Below are 19313 nucleotides of genomic sequence, written 5' to 3' on the forward strand. Positions count from 1 at the left end.
TATCGTAATTTAACGCCCTGAACATTGTGCTTTGCTACAACTCAAAGGATAATAACGTTTTTATAAGCTTTGAGTTGCAGATAATGAAAATCGTCGCAGATGAAAACTTGGCATTTACCGATTACTTTTTTTCAGAATTTGGCGATATTCAACACCATGCAGGACGCACCTTAACGCACGCAGATGTAAAAGATGCTGAAGCTTTATTGGTTCGCTCAGTCACCGCAGTAAACGAAAGTTTAATTCAAAACACCGCTTTAAAATATGTGGGTAGTGCCACAATCGGCACCGATCATTTAGATATTTCTGCTTTAGAAAAACAAGGAATTACATGGGCCAATGCAGCAGGTTGTAATGCGCAGGCAGTTGCTGAATATGTCATTACTGCTTTACTTCATTTAGATGTCAACCTTTTAGAACAAAAAGAAAAATTTACCCTAGGAATAGTGGGGCTTGGAAACGTCGGTAAGCGTTTGGCATATATGGCCCAGTTGCTGGGCTGGAATGTGATTGGCTTTGACCCATTTGTGCAGTTAGATTCAATTAAAAATGTGAGTTTAGAAACTCTTTTGCAACAAGCGAATGCAATTTCAATTCATGTGCCTTTAACCAAAAATGGTGAACATGCGACGTATCATCTGTTTGATGAGCAAGCGTTTGCTGCACTTCAACCGAACACGATTTTAATTAATAGTGCGCGTGGTCCAGTCGTGAAAGAAGCTGCTTTAATCGAAGATATTCAGCGTACCCAGCGTAAAGTTGTGCTCGATGTATTTGAACATGAACCCGTCATATCTGAAGAACTTATAGACATGTTAGCGTTGGCGACACCGCATATTGCAGGTTATAGCCTTGAAGGGAAGGCACGCGGTACACAAATGATTTATGAAGCATTCTGCCAAAAGTTTGGGTTTGATATAAATAAACGTTTCGAGACTCAGTTGCCTGCATGTGACGACTATTTTTCAGGAAATGATTTAAAAGAAGTGTTAAAGCAAAAAATAACTCAGATTTATGATATTGCTCAAGATGATGCCAACATCCGTGCCTGCATTAAAGAGGGCAAAGTAGAGCAAAAAGCATTTGATTTATTACGTAAAAACTATCCACTGCGCCGTGAATGGGCAGCACATAGAGGGCCGCAGGCATGAGTTTAAGTTATCAACCAACTTGTTCAATTGATGCCTTAAAAGCACGTGCTAAGCTCTATAACCAGATTCGTCAGTTTTTTGCTGAACGTGATGTCATGGAAGTCGAAACACCGATTGTTTCACAAGCAGGTGTCACCGATGTGCATTTAGCTTCTGTTCAGACTTTACGTCATATTAATGGCAAATTGCAGACTCAATATTTACAGACTTCTCCAGAGTTTGCCATGAAGCGTTTACTAGCGAGTGGTAGCGGGCCGATTTACCAAATCTGTAAGGTTTTTCGAGACGATGAACACGGACGTAAACACAATAGTGAATTTACCATGCTCGAATGGTACCGCCCGGGTCTAGACTTAAAAGCATTAATGCATGAAACCGCCGATTTATTGCAAAGCTGTTTGCAGCATCGTTTTGGTGAAGTTCGTCCGTTTATTTTAAGTTATAAACATGCCTTTCAAGATCGCCTCGATATCAACCCTTTACAAGCAACATTGAAGCAACTCAAAGATACTGCAAATCGTGTGGGATTAAATCTTGATTTAGGCGATGATCGTCTAGCTTACATGGATTTATTATTTTCTCATTTTGTTGAACCAAGCTTAGGATTTGATGCGCCAGTCTTTTTAACTGACTTTCCACCAGAAATGGCATCTTTGGCAAAAGTGAAAGTAGATGAAGATGGGGAAGAGGTCGCAGCACGTTTTGAGGTTTATATTGAAGGTTTAGAGCTTGCCAATGCTTACGATGAATTGCTCGACGCAGAGGTGTTACGTTCACGTTTTGAAGCAGACAATGCAGAGCGTGCTAAGCAAGGCCTTCATGTTATGCCTTTAGATGAACACTTGTTAGCAGCACTGCCTCATATGCCAGAATGTTCAGGAATTGCTTTAGGTATAGACCGCTTACTCATGGTTGCAATGGATCAGGTCAAAATTGAAAAAGTTATTACATTCCCAGCTGAAATTGCTTAAAAACTGACAAATAAAAAAGCCACAATATTGTGGCTTTTTTATTGAGGGTTTATTTAGCTTACGCTTGTTGAATACCTGCAACAACCCAATCTTGCTGAGAACCAGCAGGCTTAACGAAGTGCCAGATTTCAGTAAATGGTTGTGGCAAGCTGTTTAAATCTTCACTCACAGTACCAGTGAAGCGTACGCTTACAACGTATTGACCATTTTCAGTCGCGCTGTCTACAACCATCGCATTCAGATTGCTAAATTCAGCAACGTCTTGATCTTGGTTTTCCATGATGTCGTTATACATAGAACTATAAAGTTCTGGTGTTAAGTAACGGCGAATTTCTTCAATGTTACTTGCAGTATTCATCGATTGGATGTGATTAAAACGTTGACGTGCAATACGTAAGAAAGCAGCAGGTTCACTACCATCTGGAAGTTGATTGCCATTGCTCGTTGTTGCACCGCCAAAAGGAGCTTGGGTTGCTGCACCGCCACCAACAGATTGACCAAAGATATTTGTATTATCTCCAGCATTACGTGGTGTTGCTTGTGGTGCAGCAGAACGACCAAATGGGTTTTGACCGTCGTTATTTGGTGCGTAAGGATTATTAGCTGCTAATTTTTTTTTTGCGCCCAATTTGCGGAAAACAAAAAAGGCTAAAGCTGCTGCAAGTAATACCCAAAGCCAGCTAGGAATTCCACCTTTTTTCTCTTCTTGTTGCGCTTGAGCAGCTTGTTCTGTTCCAGCTTGAGTTGCTTGATGTTCAGTTGATGTTGGTTTGTCATCAGCTAAAGCATTTGCTGCAACAGCACCTACGGCAGCACCAGCCACACCAGCTGCAACCATTGAACCAACACCCGGACCTGATCGTTGAGGTGCAGTAGCAGGTTGTTGAGCAGGAGTCACTTGACGAGGTTGTTGATAAGACTGGCTTGAAGTAGTAGAGCGTGCCATACCGTGGCTTTTACCACCACCTGCACGTTTAGCTTCAGCAAGAGGCGAAATTGCTAAAGCAGCCATTAAAATACCGGTAATCAAGCCACGCTGGTGTACTTCCATAGGAAATTCCTGTCTAAAATTAAATTGTAATAGTATTTATGAAGGTATTTACGCTAAATTTCAACCATAAAAGTATGTTTTTTTATGTCAATTCATCACTGAGTTGCATTGCCTCAGTCAATGCTTCATGCAGACGGGCAACCGCAATGACTTGTACGCCTGGAATTGCTTTTTGGGGCGCATTACCTCTAGGCAAAATGACATACTTAAAGCCATGTTTTGCAGCTTCTTTCAAACGCTCTTGGCCATTTGGTACAGGACGAATTTCACCAGAAAGGCCAACTTCTCCAAAAACTGCAAGTTGCTGAGGCAATGCTTTGGTTCGTAAACTCGATGCACAGGCCAGTAAAACAGCCAAGTCCGAACCTGTTTCGGTAATTTTTAAACCACCGACAATGTTGACATAGACATCTTGTCCGGTGGTTTGAACACCACCATGACGATGCATTACAGCAAGCAGCATGTTCAAACGGTTTTGTTCCAGACCCAATGCTACGCGACGAGGTTGTCCTTGAGCATCATCAACTAAAGCTTGGACTTCTACCAAAAGAGGACGAGTTCCTTCACGGCTAATCATGACAATTGAACCCGGAATCGCTTCATCATAACGGCTTAAGAAAATGGCAGAAGGGTTAGCAACTTCACGTAAGCCTTTATCTGTCATGCCAAATACGCCAAGCTCGTTCACCGCACCAAAACGGTTTTTAACAGCACGTATCATTCGATAGCGTGAGTCTGATTGGCCTTCAAAGTAAAGTACACAATCCACCATGTGTTCTAAAACACGTGGACCAGCCAGTGCACCTTCTTTGGTCACGTGACCAACAATGAAGAGTGCAGTGCCACTATTTTTTGCATAACGAGTTAATAAAGCAGCAGATTCACGAATTTGCGAAACACCACCTGGTGCCGATTGAAGTGTTTCTGTATACAGCGTTTGGATCGAATCTAAGATCGCCACGACAGGTTTTTCTTGTTCTAAGACTTCGCAAATACGTTCAACACAGGTTTCTGCCATGACTTTTAACTGGTCAGTAGGTAGGTCAAGACGTTGAGCGCGAAGTGCAACCTGAGATAAAGATTCTTCACCGGTAATATAAAGTGCAGAGCTTTTCGCACTTGCCATATAGGTTGCTGTTTGCAAAAGAATAGTCGATTTACCAATACCCGGATCACCACCAATCAATACGACTGAACCCGTAACTAAGCCTCCGCCAAGTACGCGATCAAATTCGCTGATGCCTGTTGCTAAGCGTGTTTCATGGGAAAAAGTGACTTTATTTAGAGTTGTAATATTGGCAGCTTGACCAGCATAGCCCCCAACTTTTGGACGTGCGCGGTGAGCAGTGGTAGGCTCAAGTTTGACTTCAGTCAAAGAATTCCATTCACCACACTCTGAACATTGACCTGCCCATTTAAGATGATCGGCACCACATTGTTCGCAACGGTAAACAGTTTTGACTTTGCTCATATTCGACTTCAGTTAAAAACTTCTTAATTAATAGTAGAAACGGAGTATAACAAAACCAAAATAGAGAATCAGTTTTGAAGTGGAATACATTTTGCTTAATTTAAAACAACGAAAATATTAGGTCATTGTCATGCGTTAGTTAATTTAAAAGATTAAGGTCGAGCAGGGGTGTTTTTAATAAACAGATGAAGGACTGAAATGAAATTGAAGATTAGAAAAATGGTCAATTGAATCGTCTTTTTAATTTAAAAATCAGACAAGTTCAAGTCATGTTTTTAGACCGTAAAGTGCGTTGTATTGCTATGGGCTTGTGCGTATTATCAGATTTAATTGTATGTAGCTTGAAATCATCAGCAATACAGATAAAAATCGGTTAGCTGAAAAATTATCAAAGAATATACATTTAAAAGATACCTGCAAATGGTGCGATATCGTCTTTTTGATTTTAGCTAACGGACTAAAAAAAATTACTGGAGTGTATTGATAAGATGTCGAATCAAAATCTGAATGAGCCTCATGAACAAGGTGAGCTCCATCGTAGCCTCTCAAATCGGCATTTACAGCTGATCGCGATTGGCGGTGCAATTGGTACGGGATTGTTTATGGGATCAGGCAAAACGATTAGTCTTGCTGGCCCTTCAATCTTATTCATTTACCTGATTATTGGTGTGATGGTGTTTTTTGTCATGCGTGCGCTTGGCGAATTACTTCTTTCAAATCTTGCCTATAAATCATTTATTGATTTCACAACAGATTTAATTGGCCCATGGGCAGGTTATTTTGTAGGTTGGACCTATTGGCTGTGTTGGATCACTATTGGTATTGCCGATCTTTCTGCAATTATCTATTACTTACAATTCTTTAATAATGGTCTACCTTTCTCGCCAGTCGAAGGTGCCATGATCAGTGTTGCAGCCATTGTATTCATTATGGGCTTGAACTTGTTAACAGTTCGCCTGTTTGGTGAGTTGGAGTTTTGGTTTGCACTTATCAAAATCCTAGCAATTATTATTTTAATTGCAGTGGGTCTATGGATGATCTTTACAGGCTTTACCTCGACTACTGGTGAAGTGGCATCCTTTACTCATTTGTGGGCCAATGGCGGCTTCTTCCCGACGGGTGTACATGGCTTCTTGGCAGGCTTCCAGATTGCGATTTTTGCTTTCGTTGGTGTAGAGCTTGTCGGAACAACGGCTGCGGAAACTAAAGATCCTGAACGTAATTTGCCTAAAGCAATTAACTCAATTCCAATTCGTATCATTATTTTCTATGTGTTCGCATTAATTATTGTTATGTCAGTAACACCATGGAATAAAATTGATCCAGCGATCAGCCCGTTTGTAAACTTGTTTAGTCAAGCAGGCGTTGCGGCAGCAGCAATCTTAATGAACTTGGTTGTGTTGTCATCAGTGATGTCATCAATGAACAGTGGCGTGTTTTCAACAAGCCGCATGTTGTTTGGTCTATCTCGTGAAGATCAGGGACCAAAAGCTTTTGGTAAATTGAACAGACGTGCGGTACCTGCAAATGCATTGTATTTCTCTGCTGCGTGTTTATTGTTAGGTGCAGCATTACAGTATTTTGTACCAAATACCGTTGAAGCGTTTACGCTTGCAACAACACTTTCAACGATTCTGTTCATTTGCGTGTGGTTACTCATTATCTGGAGTTATATCCGTTACTACACTACACGTCCTGAGCTGCATGCAAAATCAACATTTAAATTGCCGGGCGGCCTATTTACATGTTGGATCACGATTATTTTCTTTATTGGTATGATTTACGTGTTGTCTTTAGAGCCAGATACGTTTAAAGCGCTTAAAGTCAGCCCAATCTGGTTTATTATCTTGATCATTGGTTATTTCTTCTTCTATAAACCGCGTCATAAAAAGTAATTAAATTTATTTAGTTATGATCAAACGCCAGCTGAAAAGCTGGCGTTTTTTATGCATATTGTTTTTCTCTTTAAGTTTACTCTTTAGCCGCCTGCATGATCACGGTATACTGCATCGAATTGTTTAAATCAGGTGCTCAGATGCGTCGTGTCATTTGCCTCATCAGTTTATTGAGCAGCAGTATTTTGCTAAGCGCTTGCGGTCAGTCAGGAGCATTACAGCTACCTTCTGATCCGAATTATGACAAACGCGCGAAATACTTGCTCTATCGTAATAAAGAACAGAAACAAGTTGTGCAACAGGATGAACAAGCTGATCAGCCAGTTGAATCATCAGCCCCAACCCAAACAACTTCACCTTAAGCTTTGAAATAAGGACAAATTCATGAGTTTCACTCGCATTAATGGAGTATTGCACGCAGAGCAATGTTCTATGGAGCAGCTTGCGCAGCAATTTGGCACACCTTTGTATGTTTATTCAAAAGCAGCTTTTGAAAAACATTACTTAGATATGGATCGTGCTTTTGATTTTATTGATCATCAAATCTGTTTTGCGGTGAAGTCTAACTCAAATTTAGCTGTTCTTAATGTATTGGCAAAACTTGGTGCTGGTTTTGATATCGTATCAGGTGGTGAGCTTGCACGTGTTTTAAAAGCGGGTGGAGATGCATCTAAAGTTGTTTTTTCTGGCTTAGGTAAAACTGAAGCCGATATTGAAACATCGTTAAATGTAGGCATTGCTTGCTTTAATGTAGAGTCGTATGCCGAACTAGATCGTCTTCAAAAAGTTGCAGCTCGTCTAGGCAAAAAAGCACCGATTTCTTTACGTGTAAATCCAGATGTAGATGCAAAAACACATCCTTATATTTCAACAGGTTTAAAAGAAAATAAATTTGGTATCCCAAGTGATACCGTTTATGAAACCTATCAATATGCTGCATCTTTACCAAACCTTGAGATTATTGGAATTGACTGCCACATTGGTTCGCAATTAACCGAGACTAAACCATTCGTTGATGCTTTAGATCGTGTGATGGTAATGATTGAGGAACTAAAAAAACTTGGTATCAATCTTAAACACATCGATATCGGTGGTGGTTTAGGGGTTTGCTATAAAGATGAAACACCACCAAGTGTTGAAGAATATGCCAACTCAATGAAACCTGCTTTAGAAAAGTTAGGTCTTAAGGTTTATATGGAACCGGGTCGTAGCATTAGTGCAAATGCAGGTGTGCTTTTAACCAAAGTCGATTTGCTCAAGCCTACGAGTCACCGTAACTTTGCCATTATTGATGCAGCAATGAATGATTTAATTCGCCCTGCATTATATGAAGCTTGGATGGATATCCAACCTGTGGTACCAAGTTCAGATACTGAAGAAAAAACTTGGGATCTCGTGGGTGCAATCTGTGAGACAGGTGATTTCATTGGTAAAGATCGCTCATTAGCGTTAAAAGAAAATGACCTGTTAGCTGTTCTTGGCGCTGGCGCTTATGGTTTTGTAATGAGTTCAAATTACAATACACGTGGACGTGCCGCAGAAGTAATGGTGTCTGGCGACAAAGCCCATTTGATTCGTGAACGTGAAACAGTTGAATCCCTTTGGGAAAAAGAAAGTTTATTGCCTGAGGAGTAAATGAAATGTTGTTAGAATTTACTAAAATGCATGGCCTAGGCAATGACTTTATGGTGGTTGATCTGATCAGCCAACGCGCCTATTTGGATACAGAAACAATTCAACGCTTAGCCGATCGTCATTTCGGTATTGGTTTTGATCAACTTTTAATTGTTGAACCACCTGATTTACCGGAAGCAGATTTTAAATATCGTATTTTTAATGCAGATGGTTCGGAAGTTGAACAATGTGGTAACGGTGTACGCTGTTTTGCTCGCTTTGTACATGAGCGTCATTTAACAACGAAAACTAGTATTACTGTTCAAACCAAAGCTGGGATTGTCAAACCTGAACTGGGGCAAAATGGTTGGGTTCGCGTGAATATGGGCTACCCAAAATTCTTGCCGAATGAAATTCCATTCATTGCTGAACAACCAGAAGCTTTATATACACTAGAGTTAGCCAATGACCAAAACATTAGTATTGATGTGGTCAATATGGGCAATCCTCATGCTGTCACTATTGTTCCAAATGTATTAACTGCAGATGTTGCTAGCATTGGTCCACAAGTTGAATCACATAAACGTTTCCCTGAACGTGTGAATGCTGGCTTTATGCAAATCATTGATGAAAAGCATGTACGTTTACGTGTATTTGAACGTGGTGTAGGTGAAACCCTTGCATGTGGCACAGGGGCTTGTGCTGCTGCGGTAAGTGGTATGCGCCGTGGCTTACTGGGTAATTCAGTGGAAGTTGAATTGGCTGGCGGTAAGCTACAAATCGAATGGCAAGAAGGCGATGTGGTCTGGATGACGGGTCCAACAACTCATGTATATGATGGGCGTTTGGATTTACGTTATTTCCAAAGTTAATAGCATTACCTAAATAGAAGCCTCTTTTATTAACTAAAATGATAAAAGAGGCTTTCTTTTATATACAATAATTTTTCAATTTTATTACTTTATAAAAATATGAATAATCTAATTTTCTTACCTGGTGCATCAGGCAGTACGACATTTTGGCATCCCTTAATTGAAAAATTACCTCCGCATTACCAGACAAAAATTATTGGTTACCCCGGTTTCGGCGATACAGCTGAATCCTTTGAGGTCAAAATTTTTAAAGACCTAACAAATCATGTGGTCGATCAAATTAATGAAGAATCTGTAATTATTGCGCAATCTATGGGTGGCATTTTTGCTGTTGCGGCAGCGTTGCAAAAACCTAAGCTGGTGAAAGGGCTGGTTTTGATTGCAACTTCTGGTGGAATTAACCTTGAAAGATTTAATGTACAAGACTGGCGAGAAGCATATCGCCAAGCATTTTTAAAATATCCAGATTGGTTTATTACTACCAATGCCAACTATGAAGAGTTTTTATCAGATATAAACATTGAAACTTTATTAATCTGGGGCGATAACGATCCAGTGAGCCCCGTTCAAGTGGGTCAATATTTAAATCAAAAGTTTGAAAATTCGACGTTATATGTTGTGAAAGGTGGGGACCATCAATTAGCAGAAAAACATGCCGATGAAGTTTCAGTTCAAATAAAAACCTACTTAGAACAACTAAAGTAAATTTTTAAGTCTTATTTAGCGTGCTATGCGTTAGCACGCTTTTTTAAAATTTATCTTTTACTCAAAGCCAGTTTCAAAGCAAACAACACAAAAATACTGCCCGTAATTCGGTCCATATATTTCACAAATTTGGGTTGCTTCAGATAACGTGAAAGTGGCTGCATAGCCAAAATTAATAAAATTGACCATAAGGTTCCAATCACCACATGAATCATCACAAGCGCTATAATCCAAGTGACAGCCGATGCTTGTGGTGGAATAAATTGTGGAAGAAATGAAATATAAAAAATACCAACTTTGGGATTAAGTAAGTTACCCAAAAAACCTTTAATAAACCAATTCTGTGAAGAAGGGATATTGGAGTTACTTTCTTGCATGTCTGCAAGTTGGCTACGCGGTTTTAAAATCATATTCAAACCTAGCCAAGCTAAATAAGCAGCCCCCATCCATTTCAGAATATTAAAGGCTAGATCAGAAGCCATGAGTAAAGCCCCTAGACCACAAGCAACCACAATTCCCCATGCAATACAGCCAAGGCTAATACCCACTGCTGCTTGAAATGCTTTAGATTTGCCTTCAAGAGTAGCGGTACGAATAATTAAAGTCGTATCCAGACCAGGGGTAAGCGTAAGTAAAGTAATGGCAATTAAGTAGGGAATGAGTATGGTAGTCATGACAGCAGGGTTCCGACGAATACTTAAAGTGAAGTGTAATATATAAGGTAATGAGTTGTTGCGCTGTACGATCTTAAATTTCCTGAACAACTACTTTTTGATACACTGAAAAAATAAAATGAGCAAATAAATGGAGAGCAATTTGGATTTTGCATTACAGCTGCTCTCAATATGGTTAAAAGAAAGAAAAATTCAGAACCAGTCTGAGCACACGATTACAGCGTATGAAAGAGATGTTAAAAGCTTTCTTAAGTTCTGCGAGCTCAAACAAATTGATTTAAGAAATATTGAAGCTTCAGATTTACGTGAATATTTGGCCCAGCGTGTTGAGCAAGACCAGTTAAGTTCAAGCAGTATGCAGCGTCATCTCACATCAATTCGCCAGTTTATGAAATGGGCTGAGCAAGGGAAATATTTAGAAATTAACCCTACTGATGATTTTAAGTTAAAACGTCAGCCTAGACCCTTGCCGGGTATGATCGACATAGAAACGGTTAATCAAATTTTAGATCAGCCAATGCCTGAAAAACCAGTTGATCAGCAATTATGGTTAAGAGATAAAGCCATGCTCGAGTTACTTTACTCAAGCGGTTTGCGTCTGGCTGAACTGCAAGGCTTAACAATTAAAGATATCGATTTTAACCGTCAACTCGTACGTATTACGGGTAAAGGAAATAAAACCCGAATTGTACCATTTGGGAAAAAGGCGAAAGAAAGCCTATTGAATTGGCTGAAAATTTATAAAATCTGGAAAGGCCATTTTGATCAAAATGCTTCTGTTTTTATTTCTCAAAGAGGCGGTGTGTTAACCCCACGGCAAATCGAAAAGCGTGTAAAGCTTCAAGCGCAAAGAGCAGGTGTGAATGTAGATTTGCATCCTCATTTATTACGGCATTGTTTTGCTAGCCATATGTTATCAAGTAGTGGTGATTTACGATCAGTACAAGAAATGTTAGGCCACAGTAATTTGTCTACGACACAAATTTATACGCATATTGATTTTGATCATTTGGCACAAGTCTATGATCGAGCTCATCCGAGAGCACAAAAGAATGAACACTAAAGAAGGTTTGATTTTATCACTTGATCAAGATGCATTTAGACAATGTAGTATCTTGATTGAGACAATTTTACAGGAATATCAAACTACGATTGATGCAGATTATCAAGGCTACCTAAATCACTGTAAACGTGTGGCAGCATGCTGTTTAATATTAAGCCAAGATAGTAATGAAGAGACTATACGTAAAATAGCTATTGCAGCTGCCTTTCATGATATTGGGATATGGACAAGTAAAACAATTGATTATTTAGAGCCATCCGTCAAAGTGATGTTAAGTTATTTGACTGCGCATCGGTTATTAGATTGGCAAATAGAAATAACATTAATGATTACAGAACATCATAAATTAACAACGACAAAGTTTTCAGAATACCCATTGGTTGAATATTTTAGACAAGCTGACTATGCAGATTTCTCTTTAGGCTTATTACGTTCAAATATTTCTAAAAGTGAGTTCAAAAAGTTAACACGCCAATATCCAAATGCTGGATTTCATAAAACGCTAGTTTATTTAGGATTAAAGCGTTTTTTACAAAAGCCTTGGAGTCCTTTGCCTATGTTTAAATGGTAACTTAATATTTTGTTTTTAATGGAAATATATTCTGAAAAATTAAGTAATTAGCAGTAAGTGGCTTTTTATTTTGTTCAACATTTATTTATGGATGTTCTTACCTAATTGCCAATTTTTCAGAGTACCGTGAGTGCTCTCATGCGGGGAGGAAATGATGTTTTTGTTGTTTTTTTCCTCTCTAAAATTAAAGGATTTTAAGCTACTATATTTTTTAAAATATTAAGAAATTCAAGGTTTAAAATTTGTTTGACTTATTTGCTAAATTCATTGAGCGAATAAGCAATTTGAATTAGTGAACTGGGCATTTCATCTTTTTTATAGCAGTAGCGAAAATTGTGACTTGACCGAAATGCCAAACACATTGCAAGATAGGGTACCTAAAAAATTTTAATTGAAGAGTTAATATACTTTTCTCAACATTTACTTTTGCTAGAACAGCCGAGGATTACATGAAGGCTCTTGTTGCTGTAAAACGCGTGGTTGATGCCAACGTCAAAGTTCGTGTTAAGCCGGACAATAGTGGGGTTGACCTAACTAACGTTAAAATGTCAATTAACCCATTTTGTGAAATCGCAGTGGAAGAAGCGGTTCGCTTAAAAGAAAAAGGAACAGTAACAGAAATCGTTGTTGTTTCTGTGGGTCCTAAAGAAGCTCAAGAACAAATCCGTTCTGCAATGGCTTTGGGTGCAGACCGCGGTATTTTAGTTGAAACCACTGATGAAATTGGCGCTTTAGAAGTTGCTAAAATTTTAAAAGGTGTTGTTGACGCTGAAAAACCAGAACTTATCCTTCTTGGTAAACAAGCAATTGATGATGACTCTAACCAAGTAGGACAAATGCTTGGTGCATTATTAGGTGCGGGCCAAGGTACATTCGCTTCTGAAGTGAAAGTTGATGGTGGCAAAGTACAAGTAACTCGTGAAGTTGACGGTGGTTTACAAACTGTTGAACTGGCACTTCCAGCAATCATTACAACTGACTTGCGTTTGAATGAGCCACGTTATGCAGCATTGCCTAACATCATGAAAGCTCGTAAGAAGCCACTTGATACTAAATCTCCTGCTGATTATGGCGTTGCAGCTGGTACTAAGCTTAAAACTGTTAAAGTTGAAGCTCCAGCAGAACGTAAAGCTGGCGTACAAGTGAAATCTGTAGATGAGCTTGTTGAAAAATTGAAAAATGAAGCGAAAGTGATCTAATACGGAAGGATAAAATCATGAGTATTTTAGTTATCGCTGATCACAACAACCAAGCACTTAACGGTGCTACTTTAAACGTTGTTGCTGCAGCACAAAAAATCGGTGGTGATATTACTGTATTAGTTGCTGGTTCTGGTGCTCAGGCAGTTGCTGATGCTGCTGCTAAAGTTGCTGGTGTAAGCAAGGTTTTACTTGCTGACAATGCTGCTTATGCAAACCAGTTAGCTGAAAACGTAGCTGCCCTAGTTGCCGATTTAGCTAAAGGTTACAAATACGTATTAGCTGCTTCTACAACAACTGGTAAGAACATTCTTCCACGTGTTGCTGCTCTTCTTGATGTAAGCATGATCACAGACATTATTTCTGTTGAATCTGCAAATACATTCAAGCGTCCGATTTATGCAGGTAACGCGATTGCGACTGTTCAATCTGACGAAGCAATCATTGTGGGTACAGTTCGTGGTACAGCATTTGATCCAGTAGCTGCTGAAGGTGGTTCTGCTGCGGTTGAAGCGGTAAGTGAAGCGAAAGATGCAGGTATTTCTCATTTTGTATCTGAAGAAATCGTTAAGCTTGATCGTCCAGAATTAACTGCGGCTCGCATCGTAGTTTCTGGTGGTCGTGGTGTAGGTTCTGGTGAGAACTACCATAAAGTACTTGATCCATTAGCTGACAAGCTTGGTGCAGCACAAGGTGCTTCACGTGCGGCAGTTGATGCGGGCTTCGTACCTAACGACTTCCAAGTGGGTCAAACTGGTAAAATCGTTGCGCCTGATCTTTATGTTGCTGTAGGTATTTCTGGTGCGATCCAGCATTTAGCTGGTATGAAAGATTCTAAAGTTATTGTTGCAATCAACAAAGACGAAGAAGCGCCAATCAACAGTGTTGCTGACTACTGGTTAGTTGGTGATTTGAACACTGTAGTACCAGAGTTAGTAAGCAAGTTGTAATTTACAGCTTGTCACTTATTCGAAAAACGCCCTTGTGCTATAAATAGCCAAGGGCGTTTTTTTATTTAGATCATCATTATGAATATTAATTATTCCGCTTCCCTAGAGGCCCACCAATTGCATCAATCACTTGTGAGATTGGCACGGGCAGATATGGCACGAGATTATTTATGTATTCGTTCGAAAAATCAGCATGGACTGTCCAATATTAAAGTTAGTCAGTTGCACATGGGATTTATTTTATATGGGCAACAACAATTAAATCTTCAAACAAAACAAATCAATTTTAGCGCTGGCGATCTCTATATTATAAAACCCGATACGGTTATCGATGCAGTTAATCTGCCTGACCCTATAACGGGTGAATATCTCACTATTCTTGTGCCTATGTGTGAAGAAGTCATTCAAGCTGCACAAATGATTTGGGCTAAGCCAGTTGTAGACAGAACTGAAGCAATATTAAAGTTTTCAATTGATGATTTTGCTACCTCTTTAGCTGAGTGGCAAACGGCTTTATTTAATCATGATGTAGTGAAAGCACGTTTATGTATTACCGCTATACTTGTACAGCTATGCCAACAGCATTGTTCTGATGTTTTAATTGTACCTCCACCTAAATTGACAAAAATCATTCATGATTGGGTCATAGAAAATCCACAGCACCATTGGCAGTCTAGTGAGTTTGAAATGAGACTAGGTTTGAGCAGTGCCACACTTCGCCGCAAGCTTAGCCATGAAGACACAACCTTAAGAGAAACGATTACGCATGCACGGCTTACTTTTGCACTTGAGCTGTTGTATTCGAAAAAGTTACCTATGAAAACTATTGCAGCAAAATCTGGGTACCAGTCTGTTGCTATTTTTCGTGATCGCTTTGTAGAGCGTTATGGTATAGATCCTGCTGTGCTAGCTGCCGAATAAGTCAATTTGAGCGTTTCTTATCGCTTATTGAGCGATTTAAATAGATAAAAACCAATAGAGTTAAAGTATGAAAATACGAAGGACTCTATGATGAAATCATTAAAATCACTTACGATATTATTGCTACTGAGTGCCAGTACAGTTATACATGCAGAACAAACGCCAAGTGTACATCAAGTCGATGGTTACTTTTTACAACCAGTAGGCAACCTTAAGGTAACAGCATTGTTTGATGGGGAACTGGGACTGCCTCGTAGTGATTTACTAGGTATTTCAGCTGAAAAAGCCAATCGACTGTTTGCAGAAAACTTTGTTCCTGTAGATGAGCATAATCAGATTGTCACAGATTTCTCTGCCTATCTTGTTCAAACACCCACACAAAATATTTTAATTGATGCTGGCACTGCAAAATGTTTTGGTCCAACCTTGGGTCATGTACGTGAAAATTTAAAGAACGCAGGCGTACAGCCTGAACAAATAGATACCATCTTGATTACACATGCCCATCCTGATCATTTATGCGGTATTACACTCGATGGCAAAATGGCTTATCCAAATGCGAAGGTTTATCTAGCTAAAGAAGATGTCGATTTTTGGACATCATCTGCAAATGAAGCAAAAGCTAATGATTTTTTTAAGCCAATATTTAAAATGACGAGAGATGCCTTACAGCCATACCAAAAGGCAGGGCAACTCGTCGCTTTTACCAAAACCTCTTTTAACGTACCGAATGTTCAACTCATCGTTACTCATGGTCATACTGAAGGTCATTCTTCATATTTGGTAGATGGACAAAACGGTCAAAAGTTTTTAGGTCTTGGCGATGTTGTACACTATGGTGCAGTACAATTTCCTTATCCTGAAGCAAGCTACAAACCTGATACTCACTCGAATCAGGCTATAGCTGTTCGTAAAAGTATTTTTGAACAAGCCTATAAAAACCAATGGTGGGTGGGAGCTGCGCATGTTGCTTTTCCTGGTATTGGGCATATTAGTAAAAATTCAAAAGGATATCAGTGGATTCCTGCTCAATATCGGCCTACAAAATGATATTTCAAACCTATTATTAAAAGAATAATGGGTTTACAACAAGACAAGTATGTTGAAGCTAAATATTATTTATTTTGGCTAATAAACTAAGTTTTGTTTTTAAGATTAGATGAAAAGTGCTCTAAAGAGAGCACTTTTGTGTTGTCTATATTTTGGTCGAACTGTTGAGTTTTAAGAAATACATTTAAAACTAGAATTCTCTAATTTTAACTTATTAATTCTAATGAAATTTTTATTGTAAAAAAATGCTATTTTCAGATTGCTAAACTCCCAGTTAACGAGCAGTTTGTGCTATACTATACAGCTATATTTTTTTCGATTTTAGTTCAGTTTTCAGAACTAAATTTTTTGCAAGATCAAGACATATTAGCAGATGGAAATTTCTATCTGTAAGAAGGAGTATGCATGAGCGTATCGGAAATCCGACCGATTGCCATTGAGGATGAACTCAAGCATTCATATTTAGATTACGCAATGAGTGTAATCGTATCTCGTGCATTGCCGGATGTGAGAGACGGTCTGAAACCTGTTCACCGTCGTGTGCTATTTGCCATGCACGAATTGGGCAATGACTATAACAAAGCCTACAAGAAATCTGCACGTGTTGTTGGGGACGTAATCGGTAAATATCACCCTCATGGTGACTCAGCTGTTTATGAAACTATTGTACGTATGGCTCAGGATTTTAGCTTACGTTATTTATTGGTAGATGGTCAGGGTAACTTCGGTTCAATCGATGGTGATAGCGCGGCTGCAATGCGTTATACCGAAGTCCGTATGACTAAGTTAGCGCACGAGCTTCTTGCAGATCTAGAAAAAGACACAGTTGACTGGGAAGATAACTACGACGGATCTGAGCGTATTCCTCAGGTGCTTCCAACACGTGTTCCTAACTTGTTAATTAATGGCGCTGCTGGTATTGCCGTAGGTATGGCAACCAACATGGCACCGCATAACATGACAGAAGTTGTGAATGCATGCTTAGCCTATGCTGACAATCCGAATATCTCGATTGAAGGATTGATGGAATACATTACTGGTCCTGATTTTCCTACTGGCGGTATTATTTACGGTAAATCAGGCATTGTTGATGCTTACCGTACAGGTAAAGGCCGACTACATATTCGTGGTAAGTACCATTTCGAAGAAGATGAAAAGACAGGCCGTACAACCATTGTCTTTACTGAAATTCCATATCAAGTCAACAAGGCAAGAGTTATTGAACGTATTGCCGAGTTAGTTAAAGAGAAAAAACTTGAAGGTATTTCAGAGCTTCGTGATGAGTCTGACAAAGACGGTATGCGTATTGCGATTGACTTGAAACGTGGTGAAAACGCAGAAGTCGTTGTAAATAACTTATTCTTAAATACACAGCTTGAAAACTCATTCAGCATCAACATGGTTTGTCTTGATAACGGACAACCAAAATTGATGAATCTGAAAGATATTATTGCGGCATTTATTCGTCACCGCCAAGAAGTAGTGACACGCCGTACCATGTTCGAATTACGTAAAGCACGTGAACGTGGTCATATCTTAGAAGGCTTAACTGTTGCTTTAGCCAATATTGATGAAATTATTGAAACCATCAAAACTTCTGCTAACCCAGCTGAAGCGCGCGAGCGTTTACTAGCTGGTGAGTGGGCTGGTGGTGGCGTTATTTCTTTACTTGAAAAAGCTGGCGCTATTTCTGTTCGCCCAGATGAAATCGAAGGTGAAAATCCAGATCGTCCATTTGGTCTAACTGAATCAATTTACCGTTTATCACCAACGCAAGTGGGTGCAATTTTAGAATTGCGTTTACATCGTTTAACGGGTCTTGAGCAAGACAAATTACATGCAGAATATACTGAAATTTTAGGTCAAATTGCTGAACTTACGGCAATTCTTAATGATTTCAATTTATTGATGGCTGTAATTCGTGAAGAATTAGCGCAAGTACTACAACAGTATGGTGATGGTCGTCGTACAGAAATTATTGAATCACGTATTGATTTTAGCCGTGAAGATTTAATTCCTGAAGAACAAGTTGTATTAACGGTTTCACAAACAGGTTATGCAAAAACTCAACCACTTTCAGACTATCAGGCTCAGCGCCGTGGTGGACGTGGTAAGTCTGCAACCTCAATGAAAGATGATGACTTTATTCAACATCTGATTGTGGCTTCAAACCATGCGACTGTACTCTGCTTTACTAACGTAGGTAAAGTGTATCGTCTTCGCGTATTTGAAGTACCTCAAGCATCACGTGGTGCTAAAGGCCGCCCGATTGTAAACTTGTTACCTTTAGAGGCGAATGAAACAGTTACAGCTATCTTGCCGTTAACTGAGTTCCCAGAAAACCATTATGTATTTATGGCGACAGCTTCAGGTACGGTTAAACGTGTTGATTTGGAGCAGTTTGCTAACATTCGTTCAAATGGCTTACGTGCAATTGAACTGAATGAAGAAGATACCTTGATTGGTGTTGCGATTACTGATGGTAATCAGCAAATCATGTTGTTCTCGAATGAAGGTAAGGCAATTCGTTTTGCAGAAACTGACGTGCGTTCAATGGGTCGTACTGCTAAAGGCGTCCGTGGTATGCGTGTTAGCTTTGCAAGCAGTACTTTAAGTGAAGAAGATGCCGAAGTTGAAAATGATGAATCTGATGACAATGAAGATTCAGCAGATTTAAATGTAGTAAGTCGCATCGTATCGCTTGTTGTTGTTCCTGAAACGGGTGAAGTGCTGTGTGCGAGTGCTAATGGTTATGGTAAACGTACTCCTGTAAATGACTTCCCAACCAAAAAACGTGGTGGTAAGGGCGTTATTGCGATTAAGACAAGTGAACGTAATGGTGAGCTTGTAGGTGCAGTATCTATTGATGAAAGCAAAGAACTGTTGCTTATTTCTGATGGCGGTACATTAGTTCGTACGCGTGCTGCTGAAGTTGCAATGACTGGTCGTAATGCACAAGGTGTTCGTCTGATTCGTTTAAGCGAAGAAGAAACTTTAGTGGGTGTTGTGTCTATTGAAGCTGTTGAAGATGAAGAAGAGTTTCTCGAAGGAGAAGTTGATACTTCAGAACTAGATGGCGAAGATGCAGTTTCTACGAATGACGATGTGTCAGAAGAGTAAGTCTTAATTAAATAAAAAAGGAAGCGTAAGCTTCC

Annotated in this window: 17 protein-coding genes; 14 read left to right on the forward strand and 3 right to left on the reverse strand. The window is 39.4% G+C overall.

The features are described 5' to 3' along the window. Positions 1-83 precede the first annotated feature (83 nt). Both K6I41_RS04275 and epmA read left to right on the forward strand, forming a co-directional pair. Positions 84-1151, forward strand: a complete 1068-nt coding sequence (locus tag K6I41_RS04275) for a 4-phosphoerythronate dehydrogenase (RefSeq protein ID WP_250375266.1) — start codon at positions 84-86, stop codon at positions 1149-1151. Continuing rightward, positions 1148-2122 (forward strand): EF-P lysine aminoacylase EpmA, encoded by a 975-nt coding sequence (epmA, locus tag K6I41_RS04280; RefSeq protein ID WP_250375267.1) that lies wholly within the window; start codon positions 1148-1150, stop codon positions 2120-2122. Before K6I41_RS04275 ends, epmA begins: the two co-directional genes overlap by 4 nt. Before the next feature lie 58 nt (positions 2123-2180). On the opposite strand, the gene K6I41_RS04285 is transcribed toward epmA, so the two are convergent. Both K6I41_RS04285 and radA read right to left on the reverse strand, forming a co-directional pair. Next, positions 2181-3173, reverse strand: a complete 993-nt coding sequence (locus K6I41_RS04285) for a Tim44 domain-containing protein (RefSeq protein ID WP_013197042.1) — start codon at positions 3171-3173, stop codon at positions 2181-2183. Between the two features lie 82 nt (positions 3174-3255). After that, complete coding sequence (radA, locus tag K6I41_RS04290; RefSeq protein ID WP_111854510.1) at positions 3256-4644, reverse strand: DNA repair protein RadA; 1389 nt, start codon at positions 4642-4644, stop codon at positions 3256-3258. Positions 4645-5132: 488 nt separating this feature from the next. Between radA and K6I41_RS04295 the strand changes: the two genes are divergently transcribed. The 5 genes from K6I41_RS04295 (at position 5133) to K6I41_RS04315 (ending at position 9730) form a co-directional block, all read left to right on the forward strand. Then, positions 5133-6539, forward strand: coding sequence for an amino acid permease (locus K6I41_RS04295; RefSeq protein ID WP_005307657.1), 1407 nt, complete (start codon positions 5133-5135; stop codon positions 6537-6539). A 140-nt stretch (positions 6540-6679) separates the two neighbouring features. After that, positions 6680-6901, forward strand: a complete 222-nt coding sequence (gene lptM, locus K6I41_RS04300) for an LPS translocon maturation chaperone LptM (protein WP_004790575.1) — start codon at positions 6680-6682, stop codon at positions 6899-6901. A gap of 22 nt (positions 6902-6923) precedes the next feature. Beyond that, a complete protein-coding gene (gene lysA / locus K6I41_RS04305) occupies positions 6924-8174 on the forward strand; it encodes a diaminopimelate decarboxylase (RefSeq protein ID WP_151964215.1) in 1251 nt (416 codons plus the stop codon). Between the two features lie 5 nt (positions 8175-8179). Further along, positions 8180-9025 (forward strand): diaminopimelate epimerase, encoded by an 846-nt coding sequence (dapF, locus tag K6I41_RS04310; RefSeq protein ID WP_250375268.1) that lies wholly within the window; start codon positions 8180-8182, stop codon positions 9023-9025. A 99-nt stretch (positions 9026-9124) separates the two neighbouring features. Next, the gene (locus K6I41_RS04315; RefSeq protein ID WP_250375269.1) at positions 9125-9730 is read left to right on the forward strand and encodes an alpha/beta fold hydrolase; all 606 of its coding nucleotides are present in this window, start codon (positions 9125-9127) and stop codon (positions 9728-9730) included. 50 nt (positions 9731-9780) lie between these two features. Here K6I41_RS04315 and K6I41_RS04320 read toward each other — a convergent pair whose 3' ends face one another. Beyond that, complete coding sequence (locus tag K6I41_RS04320) at positions 9781-10404, reverse strand: LysE family translocator (RefSeq protein WP_250375270.1); 624 nt, start codon at positions 10402-10404, stop codon at positions 9781-9783. A gap of 169 nt (positions 10405-10573) precedes the next feature. Here K6I41_RS04320 and xerA point away from each other — a divergent pair, with 169 nt between their 5' ends. From xerA to gyrA, 7 genes are all read left to right on the forward strand, one after another. Continuing rightward, complete coding sequence (gene xerA, locus K6I41_RS04325; RefSeq protein WP_250375753.1) at positions 10574-11467, forward strand: site-specific tyrosine recombinase/integron integrase; 894 nt, start codon at positions 10574-10576, stop codon at positions 11465-11467. Next, entirely contained in the window at positions 11457-12038 is a 582-nt protein-coding gene (locus K6I41_RS04330) for an HD domain-containing protein (RefSeq protein WP_250375271.1), read from the forward strand. The genes xerA and K6I41_RS04330 overlap by 11 nt, the downstream gene beginning before the upstream one ends. Before the next feature lie 449 nt (positions 12039-12487). Continuing rightward, on the forward strand, positions 12488-13237 hold the full coding sequence (locus K6I41_RS04335; RefSeq protein WP_005307637.1) for an electron transfer flavoprotein subunit beta/FixA family protein: 750 nt from the start codon (positions 12488-12490) through the stop codon (positions 13235-13237). Positions 13238-13254: 17 nt separating this feature from the next. Further along, positions 13255-14187 carry an electron transfer flavoprotein subunit alpha/FixB family protein gene (locus K6I41_RS04340; protein ID WP_005307634.1) on the forward strand — a complete coding sequence of 311 codons (933 nt, stop codon included), beginning with the start codon at positions 13255-13257 and terminating at the stop codon, positions 14185-14187. 78 nt (positions 14188-14265) lie between these two features. Next, positions 14266-15108, forward strand: a complete 843-nt coding sequence (locus tag K6I41_RS04345; RefSeq protein WP_005307632.1) for a helix-turn-helix domain-containing protein — start codon at positions 14266-14268, stop codon at positions 15106-15108. A 90-nt stretch (positions 15109-15198) separates the two neighbouring features. After that, entirely contained in the window at positions 15199-16158 is a 960-nt protein-coding gene (locus K6I41_RS04350) for an MBL fold metallo-hydrolase (protein WP_151988345.1), read from the forward strand. 405 nt (positions 16159-16563) lie between these two features. Further along, entirely contained in the window at positions 16564-19278 is a 2715-nt protein-coding gene (gyrA, locus tag K6I41_RS04355) for a DNA gyrase subunit A (protein ID WP_250375272.1), read from the forward strand. Positions 19279-19313 lie beyond the last annotated feature (35 nt).

It is taken from the genome of Acinetobacter sp. AS23 (genome assembly GCF_023612055.1).
In the GTDB taxonomy this organism is placed as follows: domain Bacteria; phylum Pseudomonadota; class Gammaproteobacteria; order Pseudomonadales; family Moraxellaceae; genus Acinetobacter; species Acinetobacter oleivorans.

Excerpts from the sequence above, each read along its gene's own strand:
- K6I41_RS04330 (WP_250375271.1), top strand. The coding sequence starts at position 11,457 with ATGAACACTAAAGAAGGTTTGATTTTATCACTTGATCAAGATGCATTT.
- K6I41_RS04315 (WP_250375269.1), top strand. The coding sequence starts at position 9,125 with ATGAATAATCTAATTTTCTTACCTGGTGCATCAGGCAGTACGACATTT.
- lptM (WP_004790575.1), top strand. The coding sequence starts at position 6,680 with ATGCGTCGTGTCATTTGCCTCATCAGTTTATTGAGCAGCAGTATTTTG.
- epmA (WP_250375267.1), top strand. The coding sequence starts at position 1,148 with ATGAGTTTAAGTTATCAACCAACTTGTTCAATTGATGCCTTAAAAGCA.
- lysA (WP_151964215.1), top strand. The coding sequence starts at position 6,924 with ATGAGTTTCACTCGCATTAATGGAGTATTGCACGCAGAGCAATGTTCT.
- dapF (WP_250375268.1), top strand. The coding sequence starts at position 8,180 with ATGTTGTTAGAATTTACTAAAATGCATGGCCTAGGCAATGACTTTATG.
- K6I41_RS04320 (WP_250375270.1), bottom strand. The coding sequence starts at position 10,404 with ATGACTACCATACTCATTCCCTACTTAATTGCCATTACTTTACTTACG.
- gyrA (WP_250375272.1), top strand. The coding sequence starts at position 16,564 with ATGAGCGTATCGGAAATCCGACCGATTGCCATTGAGGATGAACTCAAG.
- K6I41_RS04340 (WP_005307634.1), top strand. The coding sequence starts at position 13,255 with ATGAGTATTTTAGTTATCGCTGATCACAACAACCAAGCACTTAACGGT.
- K6I41_RS04350 (WP_151988345.1), top strand. The coding sequence starts at position 15,199 with ATGAAATCATTAAAATCACTTACGATATTATTGCTACTGAGTGCCAGT.
- radA (WP_111854510.1), bottom strand. The coding sequence starts at position 4,644 with ATGAGCAAAGTCAAAACTGTTTACCGTTGCGAACAATGTGGTGCCGAT.
- K6I41_RS04285 (WP_013197042.1), bottom strand. The coding sequence starts at position 3,173 with ATGGAAGTACACCAGCGTGGCTTGATTACCGGTATTTTAATGGCTGCT.
- K6I41_RS04335 (WP_005307637.1), top strand. The coding sequence starts at position 12,488 with ATGAAGGCTCTTGTTGCTGTAAAACGCGTGGTTGATGCCAACGTCAAA.
- K6I41_RS04345 (WP_005307632.1), top strand. The coding sequence starts at position 14,266 with ATGAATATTAATTATTCCGCTTCCCTAGAGGCCCACCAATTGCATCAA.
- K6I41_RS04275 (WP_250375266.1), top strand. The coding sequence starts at position 84 with ATGAAAATCGTCGCAGATGAAAACTTGGCATTTACCGATTACTTTTTT.
- K6I41_RS04295 (WP_005307657.1), top strand. The coding sequence starts at position 5,133 with ATGTCGAATCAAAATCTGAATGAGCCTCATGAACAAGGTGAGCTCCAT.